This window comes from Nocardioidaceae bacterium SCSIO 66511, from assembly GCA_023100825.1.
Taxonomy (GTDB): Bacteria; Actinomycetota; Actinomycetes; order Propionibacteriales; family Nocardioidaceae; genus Solicola.
Window position 1 is genome coordinate 2,244,422 of sequence record CP095846.1, and the last position, 18,015, is coordinate 2,262,436.

The following is an 18,015-nucleotide window of genomic DNA, read 5'->3' on the forward strand; positions in this document are numbered from 1 at the left end:
AGGAACGATCTATGGCAATGACTGCACAAGTCAAAGCGGAGCTCTCGAGCACGACGATCACCAAGGCCTGCTGCCGGAAGGCCGAAGTGTCGTCGTTATTGCGCTTCGCGGGTGGACTCCACATCGTCAGCGGCAAAGTCGTCGTCGAGGCCGAGCTGGACACGGGGGCGGCAGCACGACGGGTTCGCAAGGACATCCAGGAGGTGTACGGCCACGACAGCGAGCTCGTGGTCGTCAACGGTTCCGGCATTCGCAAGGGCACGACGTACGTGGTGCGGGTCGTCCGTGACGGCGAGGCTCTTGCTCGCCAGACCGGGTTGCTCGACGGACGCGGCAGACCCGTACGCGGGCTTCCTCCGCAGGTGGTCTCCGGCTCGTCCTGTGACTCGGTCGCTGCCTGGCGTGGAGCGTTCCTCGCCCGCGGCTCGCTGACCGAGCCCGGACGCTCGTCATCGCTCGAGGTGACCTGCCCGGGTCCCGAGGCGGCACTCGCGCTGTGCGGCGCTTCTCGTCGGTTGGGCATCGCCGCGAAGGCTCGCGAGGTACGCGGTGTCGATCGCGTCGTCATTCGTGACGGCGAGGCGATCGGCGCAATGCTCACTCGGCTCGGTGCGCACGAGACCCTGCTGGGCTGGGAAGAGCGTCGCATGCGCCGTGAGGTACGCGCGACCGCGAATCGCCTGGCGAACTTCGACGATGCCAACCTGCGCCGGTCTGCGCGGGCGGCGGTGGCCGCGGGTGCGCGGGTCGAGCGCGCGTTGGAGATCCTCGCCGAAGACGTACCCGATCACCTCAAGCTGGCCGGCAGCCTGCGGGTCGAACACAAACAGGCGAGCCTCGAGGAGCTCGGTCAACTGCACGAGCCGCCGCTGACCAAGGACGCCATCGCCGGGCGGATCCGGCGACTGCTGGCGATGGCCGACAAGCGGGCCAAGGAGCAGGGCGTACCCGACACCGAGGCGTCGCTCACCGACGACATGCTGCGCGAGGACGCCTAGTACTCGTCGTTGCGCATGGTCCGTGCCAGTTCGGCGATATCGGCCGGTGTCACCCGGCAACATCCACCGACGGCGGCGGCCCCGGCCGCGACCCAGTGTTCGGCAAGGCCCGCGTCGAAGGACGACTGCCCGGTCCATTGCCGGTCGGCCCAGCCCTCGCCGCTGTTCGGGTAGACGACGATCGGCTTGTCGGTCGCCGCACGGGCCACGCGAACGGCGGGTTCGACGTCGGCAGGTGCGCAGCAGTTGACGCCGACTGCGACGATCTCGGCAGCGTCGGCAACGACGGCGAAGGCCTCGTCGAGTGGCTGCCCGGCGCGGGTGCGGTCGCCGTCGATGGTGTACGTCAGCCACGCCGGCACCGCACGGCCGTACATCGCGCGTACGAGCGCCTCGGCCTCGTCTGTGTCGGGAACCGTCTCCAGTGCGAGTACATCTGCGCCGGCATCGCAGAGGACATCGAGGCGCGGCGTATGCCATGCGGCGAGCTCGGCGACGGAGAGGCCGTAACGGCCGCGATACTCCGAGCCGTCGGCGAGAGCCGCGCCGTAAGGTCCGGCCGATGCGGCCACCCAACGGCGGACGCCATCGGATCCGACCTCGTCGCGCGCCGCGACAGCGAGCTCGACCGCTCGACGGATCAACCGTGCTGCCTCGGACTCCGCGAGTCCGCGCTCGGCAAAGCCGCCGAAACTCGCCTGATACGTCGCAGTGGTGGCGACCTGGGCGCCGGCCCGATAGAACGTCTCGTGTGTGGCAGTGATCTCGGCAGGATCGTCGACGAGAAGTCGCGCCGACCACAGTTTGTCCGAGAGGTCGTTACCGCGTCGCTCCAGCTCGGTCGCGAGTCCGCCATCGAGGATCGTCGGCGGGCCGTCGAAGAGGTCCACGCACCGAGCGTACGACGGCCTGCCGGCGGGCTCCCGCTTCGGCCCCGATCGCACGGAACCGGTAGTCTCGGTCAAGACCTGAGTATGTCTTGCACCGAGGAGCAGACGCCGTGACCGTGCGTGTAGGTATCAATGGATTCGGCCGCATCGGCCGCAACTTCTTCCGGGCCGTCGAGGAGGCGGGCGCCGATATCGAGATCGTCGCCTTCAACGACCTCGGCGACGACGAGACGCAGGCGCATCTGCTGAAGTACGACTCGATCCTCGGGCGCTTCGACAAGGATGTCTCAGTCGTCGACGGCGGCATCAAGATCGGCGACCGCGTGGTGACCTCGCTGGCCGAGCGCGACCCAGCACAGCTGCCGTGGAAGGACCTCGGCGTCGACGTCGTCCTCGAGTCGACCGGGCTGTTCACCGATGCCGAGAAGGCGAAGGCGCACCTCGACGGTGGGGCAAAGAAGGTCATCGTCTCCGCGCCGGCCAAGAACGCCGACGCCACCTTCGTGGTCGGCGTCAACGAAAAGTCGTACGACGCGAGCGCGCACCACATCATGTCCAACGCCTCGTGCACGACCAACTGCCTGGCGCCGATGGCCAAGGTGCTCAACGACGGCATCGGCATCGAGCGCGGCCTGATGACCACGATCCACGCGTACACCCAGGACCAGAACCTCCAGGACGGCCCGCACAAGGACCTTCGCCGGGCCCGGGCCGCCGCGCTCAACGTCATCCCGACCACGACCGGTGCTGCCAAGGCCGTCGGTCTGGTGCTCCCCGAGCTCGACGGCAAGCTCGACGGCTACTCGCTGCGGGTCCCGGTGCCGACCGGTTCGATCACCGATCTGACGTTCACTGCGTCAAGGGAGACGACGTCAGACGAGATCAACCAGATCGTGCGCACTGCCGCCGAAGGCCCGCTGAAGGGGATCATCACCTACACCGAGGACCCCATCGTCAGCAGTGACATCGTCACCGACCCCGCGTCGTGCATCTTCGACGCGAGCTTGACGAAGGTGATCGGCGATCAGGTGAAGGTCTTCGGTTGGTACGACAACGAGTGGGGCTTCTCGAACCGTCTCGTCGACATGGTCAAGATCGTCGGCTCGTCCCTCTGAGCCCGCGACCAGTGCGAACGATCGACGACCTCGGCGACCTCCGCGGGCGCCGCGTACTCGTACGAAGCGATCTGAACGTTCCGCTCGACGGCACGACGATCACCGATGACGGGCGGGTACGCGCAAGCCTGCCCACCCTCACCCACCTGCGCGACGCGGGCGCTCGGGTGATCGTCACGGCACATCTTGGCCGTCCGAAGGGTACGCCCGACCCCGCGTACTCGCTGGCACCGGTCGCCGCGCGACTCGGCGAGCTGCTCGGCGGCGACGTGGCGCTGGCGACCGACACGGTCGGTGAGTCCGCCCGCAGTACGGTCAACGCCCTCGACGACGGCCAGGTCTGCGTCCTCGAGAACGTCCGCTTCAACGCGGGTGAGACGAGCAAGGACGACGCCGAGCGCGCCGCCTTCGCCGGTGAGCTCGCGAGCCTTGCGGATGTGTTCGTCTCCGACGGCTTCGGTGTCGTGCATCGCAAGCAGGCCAGCGTTTACGACGTCGCGAAACTGCTGCCGCACGCCGCCGGCGGGCTCGTCGAGAAGGAGACCGAGGTGCTGCGACGCCTCACCGAGTCACCCGATCGGCCGTACGCCGTGGTGCTTGGCGGCTCCAAGGTGTCCGACAAGCTCGGCGTCATCGACAGCCTGCTGGAGAAGGCCGATACGTTGCTGGTGGGCGGCGGGATGGTGTTCACCTTCCTCGCCGCGCAGGGCTACGAGGTGGGCAAGTCGCTGCTCGAGGCCGATCAGCTCGACACGGTTCGGGGCTACCTGGCGGAAGCGAAGGAGCGCGGCGTCGACATCGTGCTGCCGACCGACATCGTGGTCGCACCGGAGTTCGCCGCCGATGCTCCAGCGACGGTCGTCGCTGCGGACGCGATGCCCGCCGACCAGCTCGGCCTCGACATCGGGCCCGAGTCGGCGGCGGCATTCGCCGAGGCGATCCGCGGCGCGCGTACCGTCTTCTGGAACGGCCCGATGGGCGTCTTCGAGATGGAAGCCTTCGCCGCGGGCACGCGTACCGTCGCCGAGGCGCTCACGGAGGTCGACGGTCTGTCCGTCGTCGGCGGGGGAGACTCCGCGGCCGCCGTTCGTACGCTCGGCTTCGCCGACAGCCGGTTCGGGCACATCTCGACCGGCGGCGGAGCAAGCCTGGAGTTCCTCGAGGGCAAGACACTGCCCGGCCTCGACGTACTGGAGAACTGACGTGGCAAACAGCCGCACCCCGCTGATGGCGGGCAACTGGAAGTCGAACCTCAACCACCAGGAGGCCGTCGTCCTGGTGCAGAAGCTCGCCTGGACGCTGCAGGACAAGAAGCACGACTTCGCGCGTTCCGAGATCGCCGTGATCCCGCCGTTCACCGATCTGCGCAGCGTGCAGACCCTGGTCGACGGCGACCGACTCAAGATCACCTATGGCGCGCAAGACGTGTCGGTACACGACGGCGGCGCGTACACGGGCGAGGTCTCCGCGGCGATGCTGGCCAAGCTCGGCTGCACCTACGTCGTCGTCGGACACTCCGAGCGCCGGGAGTATCACGGCGAGGACGACGCGACGGTCTCGGTCAAGGCACAGAAGACGATCGCGGCCGATATGACGCCGATCGTTTGCGTCGGCGAAGGCCTCGAGGTACGCCAGGCGGGCGAGCAGGTCGAGCACACGGTCGCGCAGGTAGACGGAGCACTGGCCGGGTTGACTGCAGAGCAGGTCGCCGGTCTCGTGATCGCGTACGAGCCGGTCTGGGCGATCGGCACCGGCGAGGTCGCGACACCTGCCGATGCGCAGGAGGTGTGTGCGGCGATCCGTGGCCGCCTCGCCGAGACGGTCGCGCCAGAGGCCGCCGAGGCGACGCGTATCCTGTACGGTGGGTCGGTCAAGGCGACCAACATCGCGTCGATCATGGCGCAGCCCGACGTCGACGGAGCCCTCGTCGGCGGCGCTAGCCTGAAGGCCGATGAGTTCGCCGCGATCGGCCGGTACTACGACATGCCCGATCTGAACCTCGACAACAACACGTAAGGCCCCTCCGCTGTGATTATTTTCTTCGAGGTAGTCCTCGTCGTCTCGAGCCTGGTGATGATTCTGCTCGTGCTGATGCACAAGGGCCGTGGCGGCGGACTGTCCGATATGTTCGGCGGCGGTGTTTCGAGCGGCCTCGGCGGATCGTCGGTCGCTGAGCGCAACCTCGACCGACTCACGATCGGCACCGCGGTGATCTGGGCGGTCAGCATCGTTGCCCTGGGGTTGCTGTTGAAGGTGTCGGCCTGAAATAGTGGCCGCCGAATAGCCACACTGCACACTGAGAGCCCGACCCGGGAGGTCAATTCGTGGCCAGTGGAAGTGCAATCCGTGGGACCCGAATCGGGTCGGGACCCATGGGCGAGGATGTACGCGGCGCGCCTGCCCCGCGTACGTACATCAACTACTACTGCGGCAATGGTCATGCGACCACGTTGAGCTTCAACGCGGGAGTCGAACCACCCGAGCGGTGGGACTGCCCCAGCTGCGGGCTACCCGCCGGCGATGACGAGAACAACCCGCCGCCGCCGGTGCGCATCGAGCCGTACAAAACACATCTCGCGTACGTCAAGGAGCGTCGCTCCGACGACGAGGCCGCGGCGATCCTGAACGAAGCGCTCTCGGACCTTCGTACCCGTCGCAAGAACGGCGAAGCGATCTACTAGGTCGTCACGGCGGGATCCGGCCATCTTGGTGTGCGGTCGCGCACCTGCGCGACGGGACTCCTGTCACGGCAGCCCCGTACGTACCAACGGGCACGGCAACCGCCCGCTTTGCATGGTGTTCCTGCCATGCAAAGCGGCACTTCACCATGTCTACTTGGTGAACTGCCAGCACCGACCGCGCAGAAGCCAACCGGAACGGGAAAGCCGGCGGGCAACCCCAGCCAGGTAGCTGCGGCTCCCGCGTCGCCGCGTCTTTTGCCGAGCCAGAACGCGACGGGATGCCGACAGCGAGGCGAAATCGGGCAGCCGAGTGGTCGCATCGAAGGAGCGGGAGAGCCGACCGTGACGAGAAGGGAAGCGTCGAGTGGTCGGCCGAAGAAGCAGGGAAGCCCGACTGTGAAGCCAAGTCGGGGCAGGCGGGTAGTCGGGTCGGGGAGCCCGGGAGTCAGTGCCTCAGAGGGCACTCGCGGCCGCGGCATCGAGGTGCCAGACGGTCTCGACCTCGCCGCGTACGCCGGTCGCCGGCGACTCCTGTACGTCGGTAACCGCGGAGAGCGAGCGAGCGACGGCGTCGGCCTTGCCTGCACCCGACACGATGAACCAGACGGCGCGTGACCGGTTGAGCGCGCCGAAGGTCAGGCTGATGCGTTCGGGAGGCGGTTTGGGGGAGTCGGTGACGGCGACGGTGATCCGGTCATCGACGGACAGCTGCGGATAGCCGGGAAACAGCGATGCGATGTGGCCGTCGGGCCCCAGCCCCAACAACAGGAGATCGAAGGATCCGGCGCCGAATGCTCGTACCTCGTCGCCGTAGGCGTCTGCCGCCGCGTCGAGGTCGCCTGCGTCGGACGACGGCATCTGGTGAATACGAGACTCGCGTGCGCCGAGGTCGGTCAGCATCGCCTCTCGCGCTTGTACGGCATTTCGGTCGGGCGAGTCGGCGGCTACGAACCGCTCATCGCCCCACCAGAACTCCACCGAGGTCCACTCCACGTCGCCCCGGCGTGGAGATGCGGCGACCGCCCGGTAGAGGTCGTTGGCGATGGTGCCGCCGGTCAGTCCGAGGTGTGGGACCCGACCGGATCGCTGTACGTCTGCGAGGCGTCCGATGAGTCGGTCGGCCACGTCGCCGACCAGACCCGTGGCGTCTGCGTGTCGTACGACCTCGGACTCTGTGGGGAGCTCGCTCATGCCGACGCCTTCCGCTTCTTGGATCTCGCCGCAGCCGCCGTACGCTCGGCGCGGCTGAGCACCTGCTTGACGGTCTGCGCGTACACCTCGTCTTCGTCGAGCCGGCGTAGGTCTTCGGCCAGGCACTCGGCGACCGTGCGGCGGTTCAGGGCTACCGGTCGATCGGCCTCGCCCGGAATGGTGAAGGTGCCGGTGCTACCGGCATCACGGTGGACGACGACATCGCCGGAGGCCGTACGCAGCCGCACGTCGGTCAGGCCGGGTCCGCGCGACGTGACATGCTCGATCTCGACGTCGAGCCGAGACTCCAGCCACGCACACATCAGGTCCGCGCTCGGGTTCGCGCGAGCGGCGGCGATGCGGCCGGACAACACGGGCTCATCGACCTGATCGAGTGCCGCGGCCAGCAGGGCGCGCCAAGGCGTCAGCCGGGTCCACGCAAGGTCGGTGTCACCGGCGGCGTAGTGCCTGGCCGCGTTGAGCAGCGCCTTGTGTTTGGATCCGCGGGATGCGGCCGCGTCGGTGATGCGGCGTTGGGCGAGTTGCCCGATCGCATCTCCGCTCGGATCGTCGGGAGCGTCGGTCGGCCACCAGACGACGACGGGGGAGTCGGGTAGCAGCAGCGGGAGCACAGCGGACTCCGCGTGACGTACGAGCTCGCCGCTCACGCGCAACAGCAGTGACTCGCCGGGGGAGTCATCGCCGATCGAGACCCGCGCGTCGAGCTGGGCCTTGCCTCGCGTCGATCGTCGCACCAGCCCGATCACGCGTGAGGGGTGCTCCGACGACACCTCCGCCGCGGCCTTCATCGCGTCGTAGTGCGACGCCTCATCGGTGACGACCACCAGCGTCATCACCATGTCCATCGCTGGGCTGCCCGCATTCCGGCGCGCGTGTACGAGCGCGGACGCGATGTCCGACGAAGTGGTATCGGTCAGCTCGAACACGTGCGTTGTCCCTTCCTCATGGACGCCGCCAGGTACGTCCGTCTCGGGCGAGCATCTCGTCGGCCGACGCGGGACCCCACGTACCGGACGGGTACTGGTCGGGTTTGCCGTCGGCCTGCCAGAACTCGATGATCGGGTCGAGGATGCGCCACGCGAGCTCGACCTCCTCATGCCGCGGGAACAGCGGCGGGTCACCCAGGAGAACGTCGAGGATGAGCCGTTCGTACGCCTCGGGGCTGGACTCGACGAAGGCGCCGCCGTACGCGAAGTCCATGTTGACGTCGCGGATCTCCATCGCCGTACCGGGCACCTTCGCGCCGAACCTGAGCGTGACGCCCTCGTCCGGCTGGATGCGCATGACGAGTGCGTTCTGGCCGAGCTCCTCGACGGCCGTTGCCTCGAAGGGCAAGTGCGGCGCACGCTTGAACACGACCGCCACCTCGGTGACACGGCGCCCGAGCCGCTTGCCCGTACGAAGGTAGAACGGCACACCGGCCCACCGGCGCGTCGCGATGTCGAGCCGGATCGCCGCGTACGTCTCGGTCGTGGACCTCGACGAGATGTCCTTCTCCTCGAGGTAGCCGGGTACCTTCTCGCCGCTGGCCCATCCCGGTGCGTACTGGCCGCGGACCGTGTGCTCGTCGAGCCGCGCGGGAAGTCGTACCGACGACAGGATCTTCTGCTTCTCGATCCGCAGCGCCCGCGCGGAGAACGACACCGGCTCTTCCATCGCCACCAGGGCCATCAGCTGCAGAAGGTGATTCTGGATCACATCGCGGGCGGCTCCGATGCCGTCGTAGTAGCCGGCTCGACCGCCGATGCCGATGTCTTCGGCCATCGTGATCTGCACATGGTCGACATAGTTGGAGTTCCACACGGGCTCGAACAACCCGTTCGCGAAACGGAACGCCAGAATGTTCTGGACGGTCTCCTTGCCGAGGTAGTGGTCGATGCGAAACACCGACTCGGGCGGGAAGACCTCGGAGACGATCGCGTTGAGCTCTTTCGCGCTCTGCAGATCGTGGCCGAACGGCTTCTCGATGACGACCCGGCGCCAGGAGTCGCCGTGCTGGTCGGCGAGTCCGTGCTTGCGCAGCTTGTCGATGACCGTGGGAAAGAATCCCGGCGGGATCGACAGGTAGAACGCGTGGTTGCCGCGGGTGCCGCGGGCGACATCGAGCTCCTCGACGGTCTCGCGGAGGTGTTCGTACGCCTCGTCGTCGTCGAAGTCGCCCGAGACGAAGCGGAAGCCCTCGGCGAGCTGGTCCCACACCTCTTGGCGGAACGGCGTACGCGCATGAGTCTTGGCCGAGTCGTAGACGACCTGCGCGAAGTCCTGGTTCTCCCAGTCTCGTCGCGCGAATCCCACCAGCGAGAATCCCGGTGGCAACAGGCCGCGGTTCGCGAGGTCGTAGATCGCCGGGATCAGCTTTTTGCGGGCAAGGTCTCCGGTGACGCCGAACATCACCATGCTGCAGGGCCCGGCGATCTGCGGGAGCCGCCGATCACGCGGATCGCGCAGCGGGTTCTGCTCCATGCGTTATCCCACCGCCTTCAGGATCGCGGCCACGCCGGCCGCTCGGTCGGTCAGGTGGAGCCGCAGCACCGGCCGGTCGTGGTCGGCGAGGACGGATGCGTCGCCCGCTGCCTGTGCATGGATGAACTCGCCGAAGGTGAAGTCCCGGCCCGGTACGTCGAGGTCCTGGTCGGCGTCGTCGGTGATCTGGAGGTACACACCGGTCGACGGGCCGCCCTTGTGGTACTGACCCGTCGAGTGCAGGAACCGGGGACCCCAGCCGAAGGTCGTCGGCCGACCCGTACGCCGGGCGAGCGATCGCCGTACGGTCGCCAGCTCTGCGTCGCGGCGTCGGTCGAGGTAGGCCATCACCGCAAGATATCCGCGGTCGGGATCGAGCTTTTCCAACAAGGTCGTGAGCGCATCGGTCACCGTCGTGGCGTCGCCGATGACGTCGGCCGGGCCGTACACATCGACCGCGCCGTCGGTGAATGCGGGCGTCGGCTGCTCGCCTCCGCCGGACAGCAACCCGCGGGCGGCCGCCTTCGCGCTCTCGACGTCGGGCTGGTCGAACGGGTTGATGCCGATGATGCGGCCGGCGACCGCGGTTGCGTACTCCCAGAGCAGCATCTGTGCGCCGAGTCCGGCATCGACAGCGGCGCCCCAGCCAGACGCGGGTACGACGGTCTCGAAGGGGAATCCGGCGCCGATCGAGTACAGCCCCTCGTCGTCGGTGTTCGGGTCGAAGTTCGGTGCATTGACTCCCTCGACCACGACCGGCAGCACGCCTTTGCCGTCCTTGCCTGTCGACTCGGCAAGCAGTTGTTCGGCCCAGTCGGCGAACCCGACGATCGGGGTGTCGACGGACACGAGCACGACCTTGTCGGCTCCGGCGCGGTTGGCCACGCCGAGAACCGCGCCGAGTCGGAGGGCAGGGTTGTCGACGTCGTCGGAGGTCAGCGCCGTGCTGATCGCCGAGGCGTCGTCGAGCAGCCCGCCGATATCGGCGCCCGCGAGACCGCTTGGTACGAGGCCGAACGCCGTCAGCGCCGAGTAGCGACCCCCGACGTCGGGGTTCGCGTGGAACACCCGGTAGCCGTCCGCCGTCGCCTGCTCATCGAGCGGCGAGCCCGGGTCGGTGACGACGACGATGCGCTCGGCCGGGGCGATACCAGCGTCGCGGAACGCCCGCTCGTACGCCCGCCGCTGACTGTCGGTCTCGACCGTGCCGCCGGACTTGCTGGAGACCACGACGACCGTACGGTCGAGCCGGTCAGCGATGGCGGCCCGTACGAAGTCGGGATGCGACGAGTCGACAACGGTCAACTCAACGCCGTCGGATGCGCAGATCACCTCGGGTGCGAGCGATGAGCCTCCCATGCCGCACAGCACGACGTGGTCGACACCGCGGGCGCGTAGCTCGGCGCGCAGCTGTTCGATGTCGCCGACCAGGGGCCGCGACTCCTCGGCCAGCCCGACCCAGGCGAGCCGCTTTGCCGCCTCCGACTCGGCGGCCGGGCCCCACAGGGTGTGATCGCGAGCGCCGATGCGGCTGGCGACGCGGTTCTCGACGAGCTCCTCGACGGCGCTCGTGTACGCAGTGACGTCGCGGTATCCCGCCCGCAGATGGAACGTGCCATTGGCGCGTACCTCCGCGGCGTTCCAGTCGGGCCCGGTCACCGGCGCGCCTTGTCGAGTTCGCTCTGCACCGTCTCCTCGAGCTCTGCCCACGACTTGTCGAACTTGTCGACGCCTTCGTCCTCGAGCACCTGGACGACGTCGTCGTACGAGATGCCGACCGCCGCAATCTGGTCGAGTACGGCTCGGGATTCGTCGTACGTGCCGTGCACGGTGTCTTCGGAGCGGACCTCGGCGTGGTCGGCTACCGCCCGCAGAGTCGCCTCCGGCATCGTGTTGACCGTCGGCCCCACGATCAGGTCGTCGACGTACATCGTGTCGGAGTAGTCGGGGTTCTTGACGCCGGTCGACGCCCACAGCGGACGCTGCATCCGCATGCCTGCACTGTGCAGCGACCGGGCACGCTCGGACGAGAACTCCTGTTCGTACAGCTCGAACGCCAGCCGCGCGTTGGCGACGGCGGCCTTGCCGCGCAGCGCGAGTGCTTCGTCGGTGCCGATCGCCTCCAGCCGCTTGTCGATCTCGGTGTCGACCCGGCTGACGAAGAACGATGCGACCGAGTGGATGCGCGAGACGTCATGGCCTGCGGCCTTGGCCTGCTCGATACCGGAGAGGTACGCGCCGATCACCTCGCGGTGGCGCTCGAGCGCGAAGATCAGGGTGACGTTGATGCTGATTCCCGCGGCGATGCTCGCCTCGATCGCTGGCACCCCGGCGGCGGTGGCCGGGATCTTCACCAGGAGGTTCGGTCGGTTGACCTTGTCGTGCAGCTCCTTCGCCCTCCGGATCGTCGCATCGGTGTCATGTGCGAGACCGGGCTCGACCTCGATCGAGACCCGGCCGTCGACACCGTCGGTGCGGTCGAAAACGGGGAGCATCAGATCGCATGCCTCTTGTACGTCGCGCGTCGTGAGCTCGTACACCGCGGTCTGTACGTCGGCGCCCGCCGCTGCGAGCTCACGTATCTGCTCGGTGTAGCGCTCGCCGTCGGACAGCGCCTTGGCGAAGATCGTCGGGTTGGTCGTCACCCCGACGACGTTGGAGCCGGCGATCAGCTCGGACAGGTTGCCGCTCTCGATCCGCTCGCGAGACAGGTCGTCGAGCCAGATGGAGACTCCGGCATCGGAGAGTGATTGGAGTCGGTCGTTCATGATTCTCCTTGCCTGGTTTGCCGTTGTGGAGGTTGTGCGGCAGGACGGTCAGGGCGCGTCGGGATTGTCGCCGGGGCCGACCGGACCGGACGGGCGCGCGAACACCGAGACTCCCGCGCCGCCGAGCTCGGAGGCGGCCTTGATGCTGTCGCGGGCGGCCGCAGCGACCGCGTCGGCTGTGAGGTGGAACTTCTCGTACAGCGTCGCGTAGTCGGCCGAAGCGCCGAAATGCTCAATGGCGACGATGCGACCGGCATCGCCGACCACTTCGCGCCAGCCCTGTGCGATGCCGGCCTCGACGCTGACCCGAGCACGTACGTGCGGTGGGATCACCTCGTCGCGGTACGCGGCCGGCTGCGCGTCGAACCATTCACGGCACGGCATCGACACGACTCGGGCGCTGACGCCGTCGGATGCAAGCCGGTCGCGTGCCTGTACGGCGAGCTGTACCTCGGACCCGGTCGCGACCAGCACGACGTCGGGATCGCCGTCGGTGTCGAGGAGTACGTATCCGCCCTTGGCGACCCCGTCGGTCGTGGCGTATCCGTCCTCGCCGCGAGGGAAGGTCGGCAGGTTCTGCCGGCTCAGGGCCAGTGCCGAGGGACGGTCGGTGTGCTGCATGACCAGTCGCCAGGCGGCGACCGTCTCGTTGGCGTCGGCCGGTCGGATCACGTCGAGACCCGGGATGGCTCGTAGAGCGGCCAGGTGCTCGATCGGCTGGTGGGTCGGGCCGTCCTCGCCGAGGCCGATCGAGTCGTGGGTCCAGACGTACGTGACCGGTAGCTCCATCAGCGCCGCGAGGCGTACCGACGGACGCATGTAGTCGCTGAACACCAGGAAGGTGCCGCCGTACGGACGGGTAAGGCCGCTGAGCGCGATGCCGTTGAGGACCGCGCCCATGCCGTGCTCGCGGATGCCGAAGTGGAGCACGCGGCCGTACTCGTCGCCGGAGAACTCCTTCGTCGAATGCTCGGCCGGCAGGAAGGACGGCTCGCCCTTCGGAGTGGTGTTGTTGGAGCCGGCGAGGTCGGCGGATCCTCCCCACAGCTCGGGGAGCTTCGGCGCCGCCGCGGACAGGAACTCTCCGGACGCCTTCCGGGTCGCGACGCCCTTGGCGTCGGCCGGGAACGTCGGCAGCTCGGAGTCCCAGCCGTCGGGAAGTGCACGCGCCTCGAGCCGCTGCAGGAGTCGGTTGCGCTCGGGGTTCGCGGCCGCCCACGTGGTGTACTGATTGGCCCACTCGGTGCTCGCCTCGCGGCCGCGGTCGAGTGCCTTACGGGTGTGCGCGATCACGTCCGGGTCGACATCGAACGTCTTATCCGGATCGAAGCCGAGGATCTCCTTGGTCGCACGCACTTCGTCCTCGCCGAGCGCAGAACCGTGCGAGGCGCCGGTGTTCTGTTTATTGGGCGCCGGCCACGCGATGATCGTGCGCAAGACGATGAAGCTCGGCTTGTCGGTGACCGCCTCCGCCGCACGGTACGCGTCGTACAGCGCCTGGACGTCTTCCTCGTAGCGGGTGCCGTCGTTGGTCCAGTCGACGGTCTGAACGTGCCAGCCGTACGCCTCGTACCGCTTGGCGACGTCTTCGGAGAACGCCACCGCCGTGTCGTCCTCGATCGAGATGCGGTTGTCGTCGTAGAGCACCGTGAGATTGCCGAGCTGCTGGTGGCCGGCCAGCGACGACGCCTCGCTTGCCACGCCCTCTTCGAGGTCGCCGTCCGAGGCGATCACGTAGACGTGATGATCGAACGGGCTCTGGCCCTCTGCGGCGTCCGGGTCGAGCAGGCCGCGTTGGCGCCGCGCAGCCATCGCCATGCCGACGGCGTTGCCGACACCCTGACCCAGCGGGCCGGTCGTCACCTCGACGCCCTTCGTATGGCCGTGCTCCGGGTGCCCGGGTGTGAGGCTGCCCCACGTACGCAGGGACTCCAGATCGGTGAGCTCGAGCCCGTACCCGGTCAGATAGAGCTGGATGTACTGGGTCAGGCTGGAGTGCCCGCACGAGAGCACGAAGCGGTCGCGCGCAATCCACTCGGGGTCGGCTGGATCGTGGCGCATCAGGCGGTTGTAGATCAGGTACGCGGCCGGGGCCAGGCTCATCGCGGTGCCGGGGTGGCCGTTGCCGACCTTCTGCACGGCGTCCATCGCGAGGACTCGGACGGTGTCGACCGCCTTGCGATCGAGATCGGTCCACTCGAGCTGATGGTTACCAGTGGTCACAGCGCTCTGTCCTTCTCATCGGGGTTCGTGCTCATCGGACGTGTTCGTGGGTCAGTCGCATGCGACATGCACCCGGGGTCGAGCCTACTCGTCGCGCAACGTTCGCTCAGGTCTGCTCGGCCCCGAAATGCCCGGGCATCCCCGGTGTCGGCTTACGAGCTCTCGGGTTCTAGAATCGGCGGGTGCGCGTTCGGTCCGTACGCGCCAATGTCAGGGCTCGGCCCCGGCCGAGTCGCGCTGTCGTTACGAGGTGTCTGTGACTGCCGTCGATCCGCACGCCGTGCCGGTACGCGAGGTCGCCACCGAGCCGACTCCGGATCCAACGGCGCGCGACGTGGTCATGGCCTACGTCGCCCTGACCAAACCGCGGATCATCGAGCTCCTCCTGCTCACGACGGTCCCGGTCATGTTCCTCGCCGAGCAGGGCGTACCAGGGCTGTGGGTCGTCGTCGCCACCGTCGTCGGCGGCACCCTGTCGGCCGGTAGCGCCAACGCCCTGAACTGCGTTGTCGACGCCGACATCGACCAGCGGATGCGCCGGACCCGCCGCCGCCCGTTGCCCCGGCACGCGGTGAGTTCGCGATCGGCCCTCGTCTTCGGCCTGGTGCTCGGCGTCGTCTCGACGGTGTGGCTGGGCCTTCTCGTCAACTGGCTGTCGTCGGGGCTCGCGCTCGCCGCGAACGTCTCGTACGTCGTCGGCTACAGCATGCTGCTCAAGCGGCGTACGACTCAGAACATCGTCTGGGGCGGGGCCGCGGGCTGCTTCCCGGCGCTGATCGGCTGGACCGCCGTCACCAACGAGCTCGCCTGGGCGCCGGTCGTGCTGTTCATGGTGGTCTTTTTCTGGACTCCGCCGCACTTCTGGGCGCTCGCGATCCGCTACCGCGAGGACTACGCGGCCGCCGATGTGCCGATGCTTCCGTCGGTTGCACCGACCGAGGTCGTAGCGCGCAAGATCGTCAACTACGCCTGGGCGATGGCCGCCACGTCCCTCCTGCTCTGGCCGGTCACACCGACCGGATGGTTCTACCCGGCCGTAGCCATCACGTTGGCGATCGTGTTCCTGGTCGAGGCGTACGACCTGCTGCGTCGGGCGCGTACCGGAGACTCGATCGCGACGCTGCAGCCGATGCGGCTGTTCCACTTCTCCAACGCGTACCTCGCCTTGCTGTTCGTTGCGGCAGCGGTCGACCCCTTCCTGCGCTGAGTGCAGCTCCAGCACGCGACCGGGGCAGACGCACGCCATGCGAATGATGGAAAAACAACATTCACTGATAGTTTCTCAACGTATTGCAGATCGGGAGACGAAACGGTGACGCGATGGCCGACCAAGCGAACGTCGACGACCGGATCGCACGTGCTCGGCGGTTCGGGTTCAACGTCCGAGACGTCCCCGAGGCCCGGTTCACGGCGAAGGACGAGAGCCACGACGACGGGCCCGGCCACGGCATGTTCCTCGGCGCGATCGGTGGACCTGCGTTCTCGCGCGATCTGAACGGCCGGTTCTCCCGCTGGCATCTCCATCCTGGTATGCACCTGGTCGCCGATGTCGACGCCGCGTTCCTGGCCGTTCGCTGGGTCGATGGTGGCGCGACGCGATCGGCCCGCCTGCGGCGGAACGAAGTCGAGACGCACGAGGTGGCCGCTCTGCACCCGATGAGCCATGAGGTGATCGGGCTGCGGCATGCACCGTTCGAGCTCGTCGTGACGTCGTTCTCGCCGGTCATCCCCGGCGACGAGGACGCGAGTGCAGGCCCGGTCGTCGTGATGGACGTACATGCGGTTCCGCTTCCGGGTGAGCATCGCCTGCCGCCGATCGACATCGCGTTGTTCTGGCCGAATCTCAACGGCTGGCGGGCGTCCGCCGTCACCTCGACCGATCGTGGCGATGTCGCCTGGCCGGGTCTCCATCACGCCGGCAACGTCAACCAGGAGTCGCCACTGGACACGGGCGTCTGCGTCGTGCAGTCGCGTACGAGCGCCGCCGGCACTCAGCCGCGTCAGGGAGTGTCGGTCGCCGTTGCCGGTGGGACCTCCGAGTACAGCGTCCAACAGCAGTTCCGGCTGACGCCGATGGCCACCGGTGTACCCGACGAGGAGCAGGCGTACACCCTCGCCGGCACCTACGACGCATTCGTGCGAACTGGTCGGCTGGGAATGACACCCGACGCGTCGTGGGAGGCACATTGGCACGAGCCGGTCGGTAGCGCGGTCGCGGCACATATCGACGGAGCATCGGGTCCCGCACGTACCCGGTTCGTCGTTGCGTTCGACTGGCCGGAGGTCACCTTCGGCATGGGACGAACCTGGAGGCGACGCTACGCGGCTCGGGCGGCGACGGACTGTGTCGGTCTGGCACGTAAGGCGCTCGAAGCGGGCGATGGCTGGCTGGCGTCGATCGACGCGTGGCACGAGTCGACGCTCGAACGCCTGACGCGAGCGGGGTGGTCGCCTTCGGTCGCGGGCTGCGTGGTCAACGAGCTCAACCTCGCCGTGTCACTCGGCACGGCTTGGGTCGACGGGTCTGCCTCATCGCCACAAGGCCCCGAGCACCTCGGTCTGCTGGAGGGGTTCGACGAGGGCTACTTCTACTACAACACCTCCGATCTGTGGCACTACGCGTTTCCGGCGATCGGCCTGAACTGGCCGCGGCTTGCCGACCTCGTCGTCTCCGATCTCGGTGATGCGCTCGACCGAGAGATCACCGATCGGCGTCCGATCTATCGACCGGCCGAACCGCGTCCGATCCTGGTGGCAGATAAGCTCCCGCACGATCTCGGCAACCCGCTCGAAGACCCGTTCGTACGCGTCAACGGTTACTCGATGCGCGACGACCCGAACACGTGGCGGGACTCCAACCCCGCGTACGTACTGGCGACCGTCGTTCATCACCGGATGCACGGCATAGAGCTCGACGCGCGGACGTGGGATCGGCTGCAGGCCGCAGCAGAGGTGACGGCAAGGCAGTCCGGCGACAACGGTTCGGTGCCGCGCCATGACGAGTTCGGCGACAGCACCTGGGACAACCTCGGGCTGCGCGGGTACTCCACCTACACAACGGGGCTGTGCGCTGGCATGTGGGCGGTGCTTGCACAGGAGGCCGTCGCCAGAGGCGTCGACCCGTCGTCGTACGAGCGGCGGCGTGACGTGAGTGTCGAAGTACTGGATGAACTGTGGACGGGACGGTGCTTCCGCGCTGCATCCGAGGGCAAGTATGTGGATGCGGTGATGCCGGACTCGTTGATGGGCGTCTTCTACGCCGATGTCGCCGGCGTCGGCGACATCGTGTCCGAGGTGCGCATACGAGAGCATCTGAGCACCGCGTACGACTTCGCTCATCGAGCCAACAGCGGCGGTGCCGTTGGGCCACTGCTGATCGCCGAGGAGACTCTTCGTGAGTACGAACGCGACGGCGGGCAGGAGCTTCAGGTCAACGAGGTGCTGATCGGTTCGGCCTGGCTCTTCACCGCGATGCTCGCGCGGTACGGGCTGGCCGAGCAGGCGAGCACCGTGGCGGACGCGATCCGAAACGTCCTGTACGGCGACAGCGGGCTGCAGTTCCGGTCGCCGGCCGCGGTGAATGCCGACGGCAAGTTCCGTGCCCCGCTGAACATGCGACCGCTCGCCGCGTGGTGGCTTGCCGCTCTCGCCGAGCACTGACGCCC

Annotated in this window: 15 protein-coding genes; 8 read left to right on the forward strand and 7 right to left on the reverse strand. The window is 67.9% G+C overall.

Features of this window, described 5'->3' with window-relative positions; all coding sequences use genetic code 11:
- Positions 1-11: 11 nt before the first annotated feature.
- Entirely contained in the window at positions 12-998 is a 987-nt protein-coding gene (gene whiA, locus MU582_10510) for a DNA-binding protein WhiA (protein UPK77042.1), read from the forward strand.
- Here whiA and mmuM read toward each other — a convergent pair.
- Positions 995-1,888, reverse strand: a complete 894-nt coding sequence (mmuM, locus tag MU582_10515; protein ID UPK77043.1) for a homocysteine S-methyltransferase — start codon at positions 1,886-1,888, stop codon at positions 995-997. The two genes, whiA and mmuM, sit on opposite strands and share 4 nt — an antisense overlap.
- 110 nt (positions 1,889-1,998) lie before the next feature.
- Here mmuM and gap point away from each other — a divergent pair, with 110 nt between their 5' ends.
- The 5 genes from gap to MU582_10540 are packed head-to-tail and all read left to right on the forward strand — an operon-like array spanning position 1,999 to position 5,684.
- Complete coding sequence (gap, locus tag MU582_10520) at positions 1,999-3,003, forward strand: type I glyceraldehyde-3-phosphate dehydrogenase (protein UPK77044.1); 1,005 nt, start codon at positions 1,999-2,001, stop codon at positions 3,001-3,003.
- A gap of 11 nt (positions 3,004-3,014) precedes the next feature.
- The gene (locus MU582_10525; GenBank protein ID UPK77045.1) at positions 3,015-4,205 is read left to right on the forward strand and encodes a phosphoglycerate kinase; all 1,191 of its coding nucleotides are present in this window, start codon (positions 3,015-3,017) and stop codon (positions 4,203-4,205) included.
- Positions 4,206-4,230: 25 nt separating this feature from the next.
- Entirely contained in the window at positions 4,231-5,019 is a 789-nt protein-coding gene (gene tpiA / locus MU582_10530; protein ID UPK77150.1) for a triose-phosphate isomerase, read from the forward strand.
- A gap of 12 nt (positions 5,020-5,031) precedes the next feature.
- Positions 5,032-5,268 carry a preprotein translocase subunit SecG gene (gene secG, locus MU582_10535; GenBank protein ID UPK77046.1) on the forward strand — a complete coding sequence of 79 codons (237 nt, stop codon included), beginning with the start codon at positions 5,032-5,034 and terminating at the stop codon, positions 5,266-5,268.
- A gap of 59 nt (positions 5,269-5,327) precedes the next feature.
- Positions 5,328-5,684, forward strand: coding sequence for an RNA polymerase-binding protein RbpA (locus MU582_10540; GenBank protein ID UPK77047.1), 357 nt, complete (start codon positions 5,328-5,330; stop codon positions 5,682-5,684).
- Between the two features lie 453 nt (positions 5,685-6,137).
- Here the strand turns inward: MU582_10540 and pgl are convergent, their stop codons facing one another.
- From pgl to tkt, 6 genes are read right to left on the reverse strand one after another with little or no spacing between them, the layout of a single operon-like run.
- The gene (gene pgl, locus MU582_10545) at positions 6,138-6,875 is read right to left on the reverse strand and encodes a 6-phosphogluconolactonase (protein UPK77048.1); all 738 of its coding nucleotides are present in this window, start codon (positions 6,873-6,875) and stop codon (positions 6,138-6,140) included.
- Entirely contained in the window at positions 6,872-7,822 is a 951-nt protein-coding gene (locus MU582_10550; GenBank protein ID UPK77049.1) for a glucose-6-phosphate dehydrogenase assembly protein OpcA, read from the reverse strand. Before MU582_10550 ends, pgl begins: the two co-directional genes overlap by 4 nt.
- 16 nt (positions 7,823-7,838) lie before the next feature.
- The gene (zwf, locus tag MU582_10555; GenBank protein ID UPK77050.1) at positions 7,839-9,359 is read right to left on the reverse strand and encodes a glucose-6-phosphate dehydrogenase; all 1,521 of its coding nucleotides are present in this window, start codon (positions 9,357-9,359) and stop codon (positions 7,839-7,841) included.
- A gap of 3 nt (positions 9,360-9,362) precedes the next feature.
- Positions 9,363-11,018 (reverse strand): glucose-6-phosphate isomerase, encoded by a 1,656-nt coding sequence (locus MU582_10560; protein ID UPK77051.1) that lies wholly within the window; start codon positions 11,016-11,018, stop codon positions 9,363-9,365.
- Positions 11,015-12,127: a transaldolase gene (tal, locus tag MU582_10565; GenBank protein UPK77052.1), complete on the reverse strand. Its 1,113-nt coding sequence runs from the start codon at positions 12,125-12,127 to the stop codon at positions 11,015-11,017. Before tal ends, MU582_10560 begins: the two co-directional genes overlap by 4 nt.
- A 48-nt stretch (positions 12,128-12,175) precedes the next feature.
- Positions 12,176-14,275 carry a transketolase gene (tkt, locus tag MU582_10570; GenBank protein UPK77151.1) on the reverse strand — a complete coding sequence of 700 codons (2,100 nt, stop codon included), beginning with the start codon at positions 14,273-14,275 and terminating at the stop codon, positions 12,176-12,178.
- A gap of 355 nt (positions 14,276-14,630) precedes the next feature.
- Between tkt and MU582_10575 the strand changes: the two genes are divergently transcribed.
- Positions 14,631-15,557, forward strand: a complete 927-nt coding sequence (locus MU582_10575; protein ID UPK77152.1) for a heme o synthase — start codon at positions 14,631-14,633, stop codon at positions 15,555-15,557.
- A 113-nt stretch (positions 15,558-15,670) separates the two neighbouring features.
- A complete protein-coding gene (locus MU582_10580; protein UPK77053.1) occupies positions 15,671-18,010 on the forward strand; it encodes a non-lysosomal glucosylceramidase in 2,340 nt (779 codons plus the stop codon).
- Positions 18,011-18,015: the final 5 nt, after the last annotated feature.

Excerpts from the sequence above, each read along its gene's own strand:
- whiA (UPK77042.1), top strand. The coding sequence starts at position 12 with ATGGCAATGACTGCACAAGTCAAAGCGGAGCTCTCGAGCACGACGATC.
- tpiA (UPK77150.1), top strand. The coding sequence starts at position 4,231 with ATGGCGGGCAACTGGAAGTCGAACCTCAACCACCAGGAGGCCGTCGTC.
- tal (UPK77052.1), bottom strand. The coding sequence starts at position 12,127 with ATGAACGACCGACTCCAATCACTCTCCGATGCCGGAGTCTCCATCTGG.
- pgl (UPK77048.1), bottom strand. The coding sequence starts at position 6,875 with ATGAGCGAGCTCCCCACAGAGTCCGAGGTCGTACGACACGCAGACGCC.
- tkt (UPK77151.1), bottom strand. The coding sequence starts at position 14,275 with ATGGACGCCGTGCAGAAGGTCGGCAACGGCCACCCCGGCACCGCGATG.
- MU582_10580 (UPK77053.1), top strand. The coding sequence starts at position 15,671 with ATGGCCGACCAAGCGAACGTCGACGACCGGATCGCACGTGCTCGGCGG.
- zwf (UPK77050.1), bottom strand. The coding sequence starts at position 9,359 with ATGGAGCAGAACCCGCTGCGCGATCCGCGTGATCGGCGGCTCCCGCAG.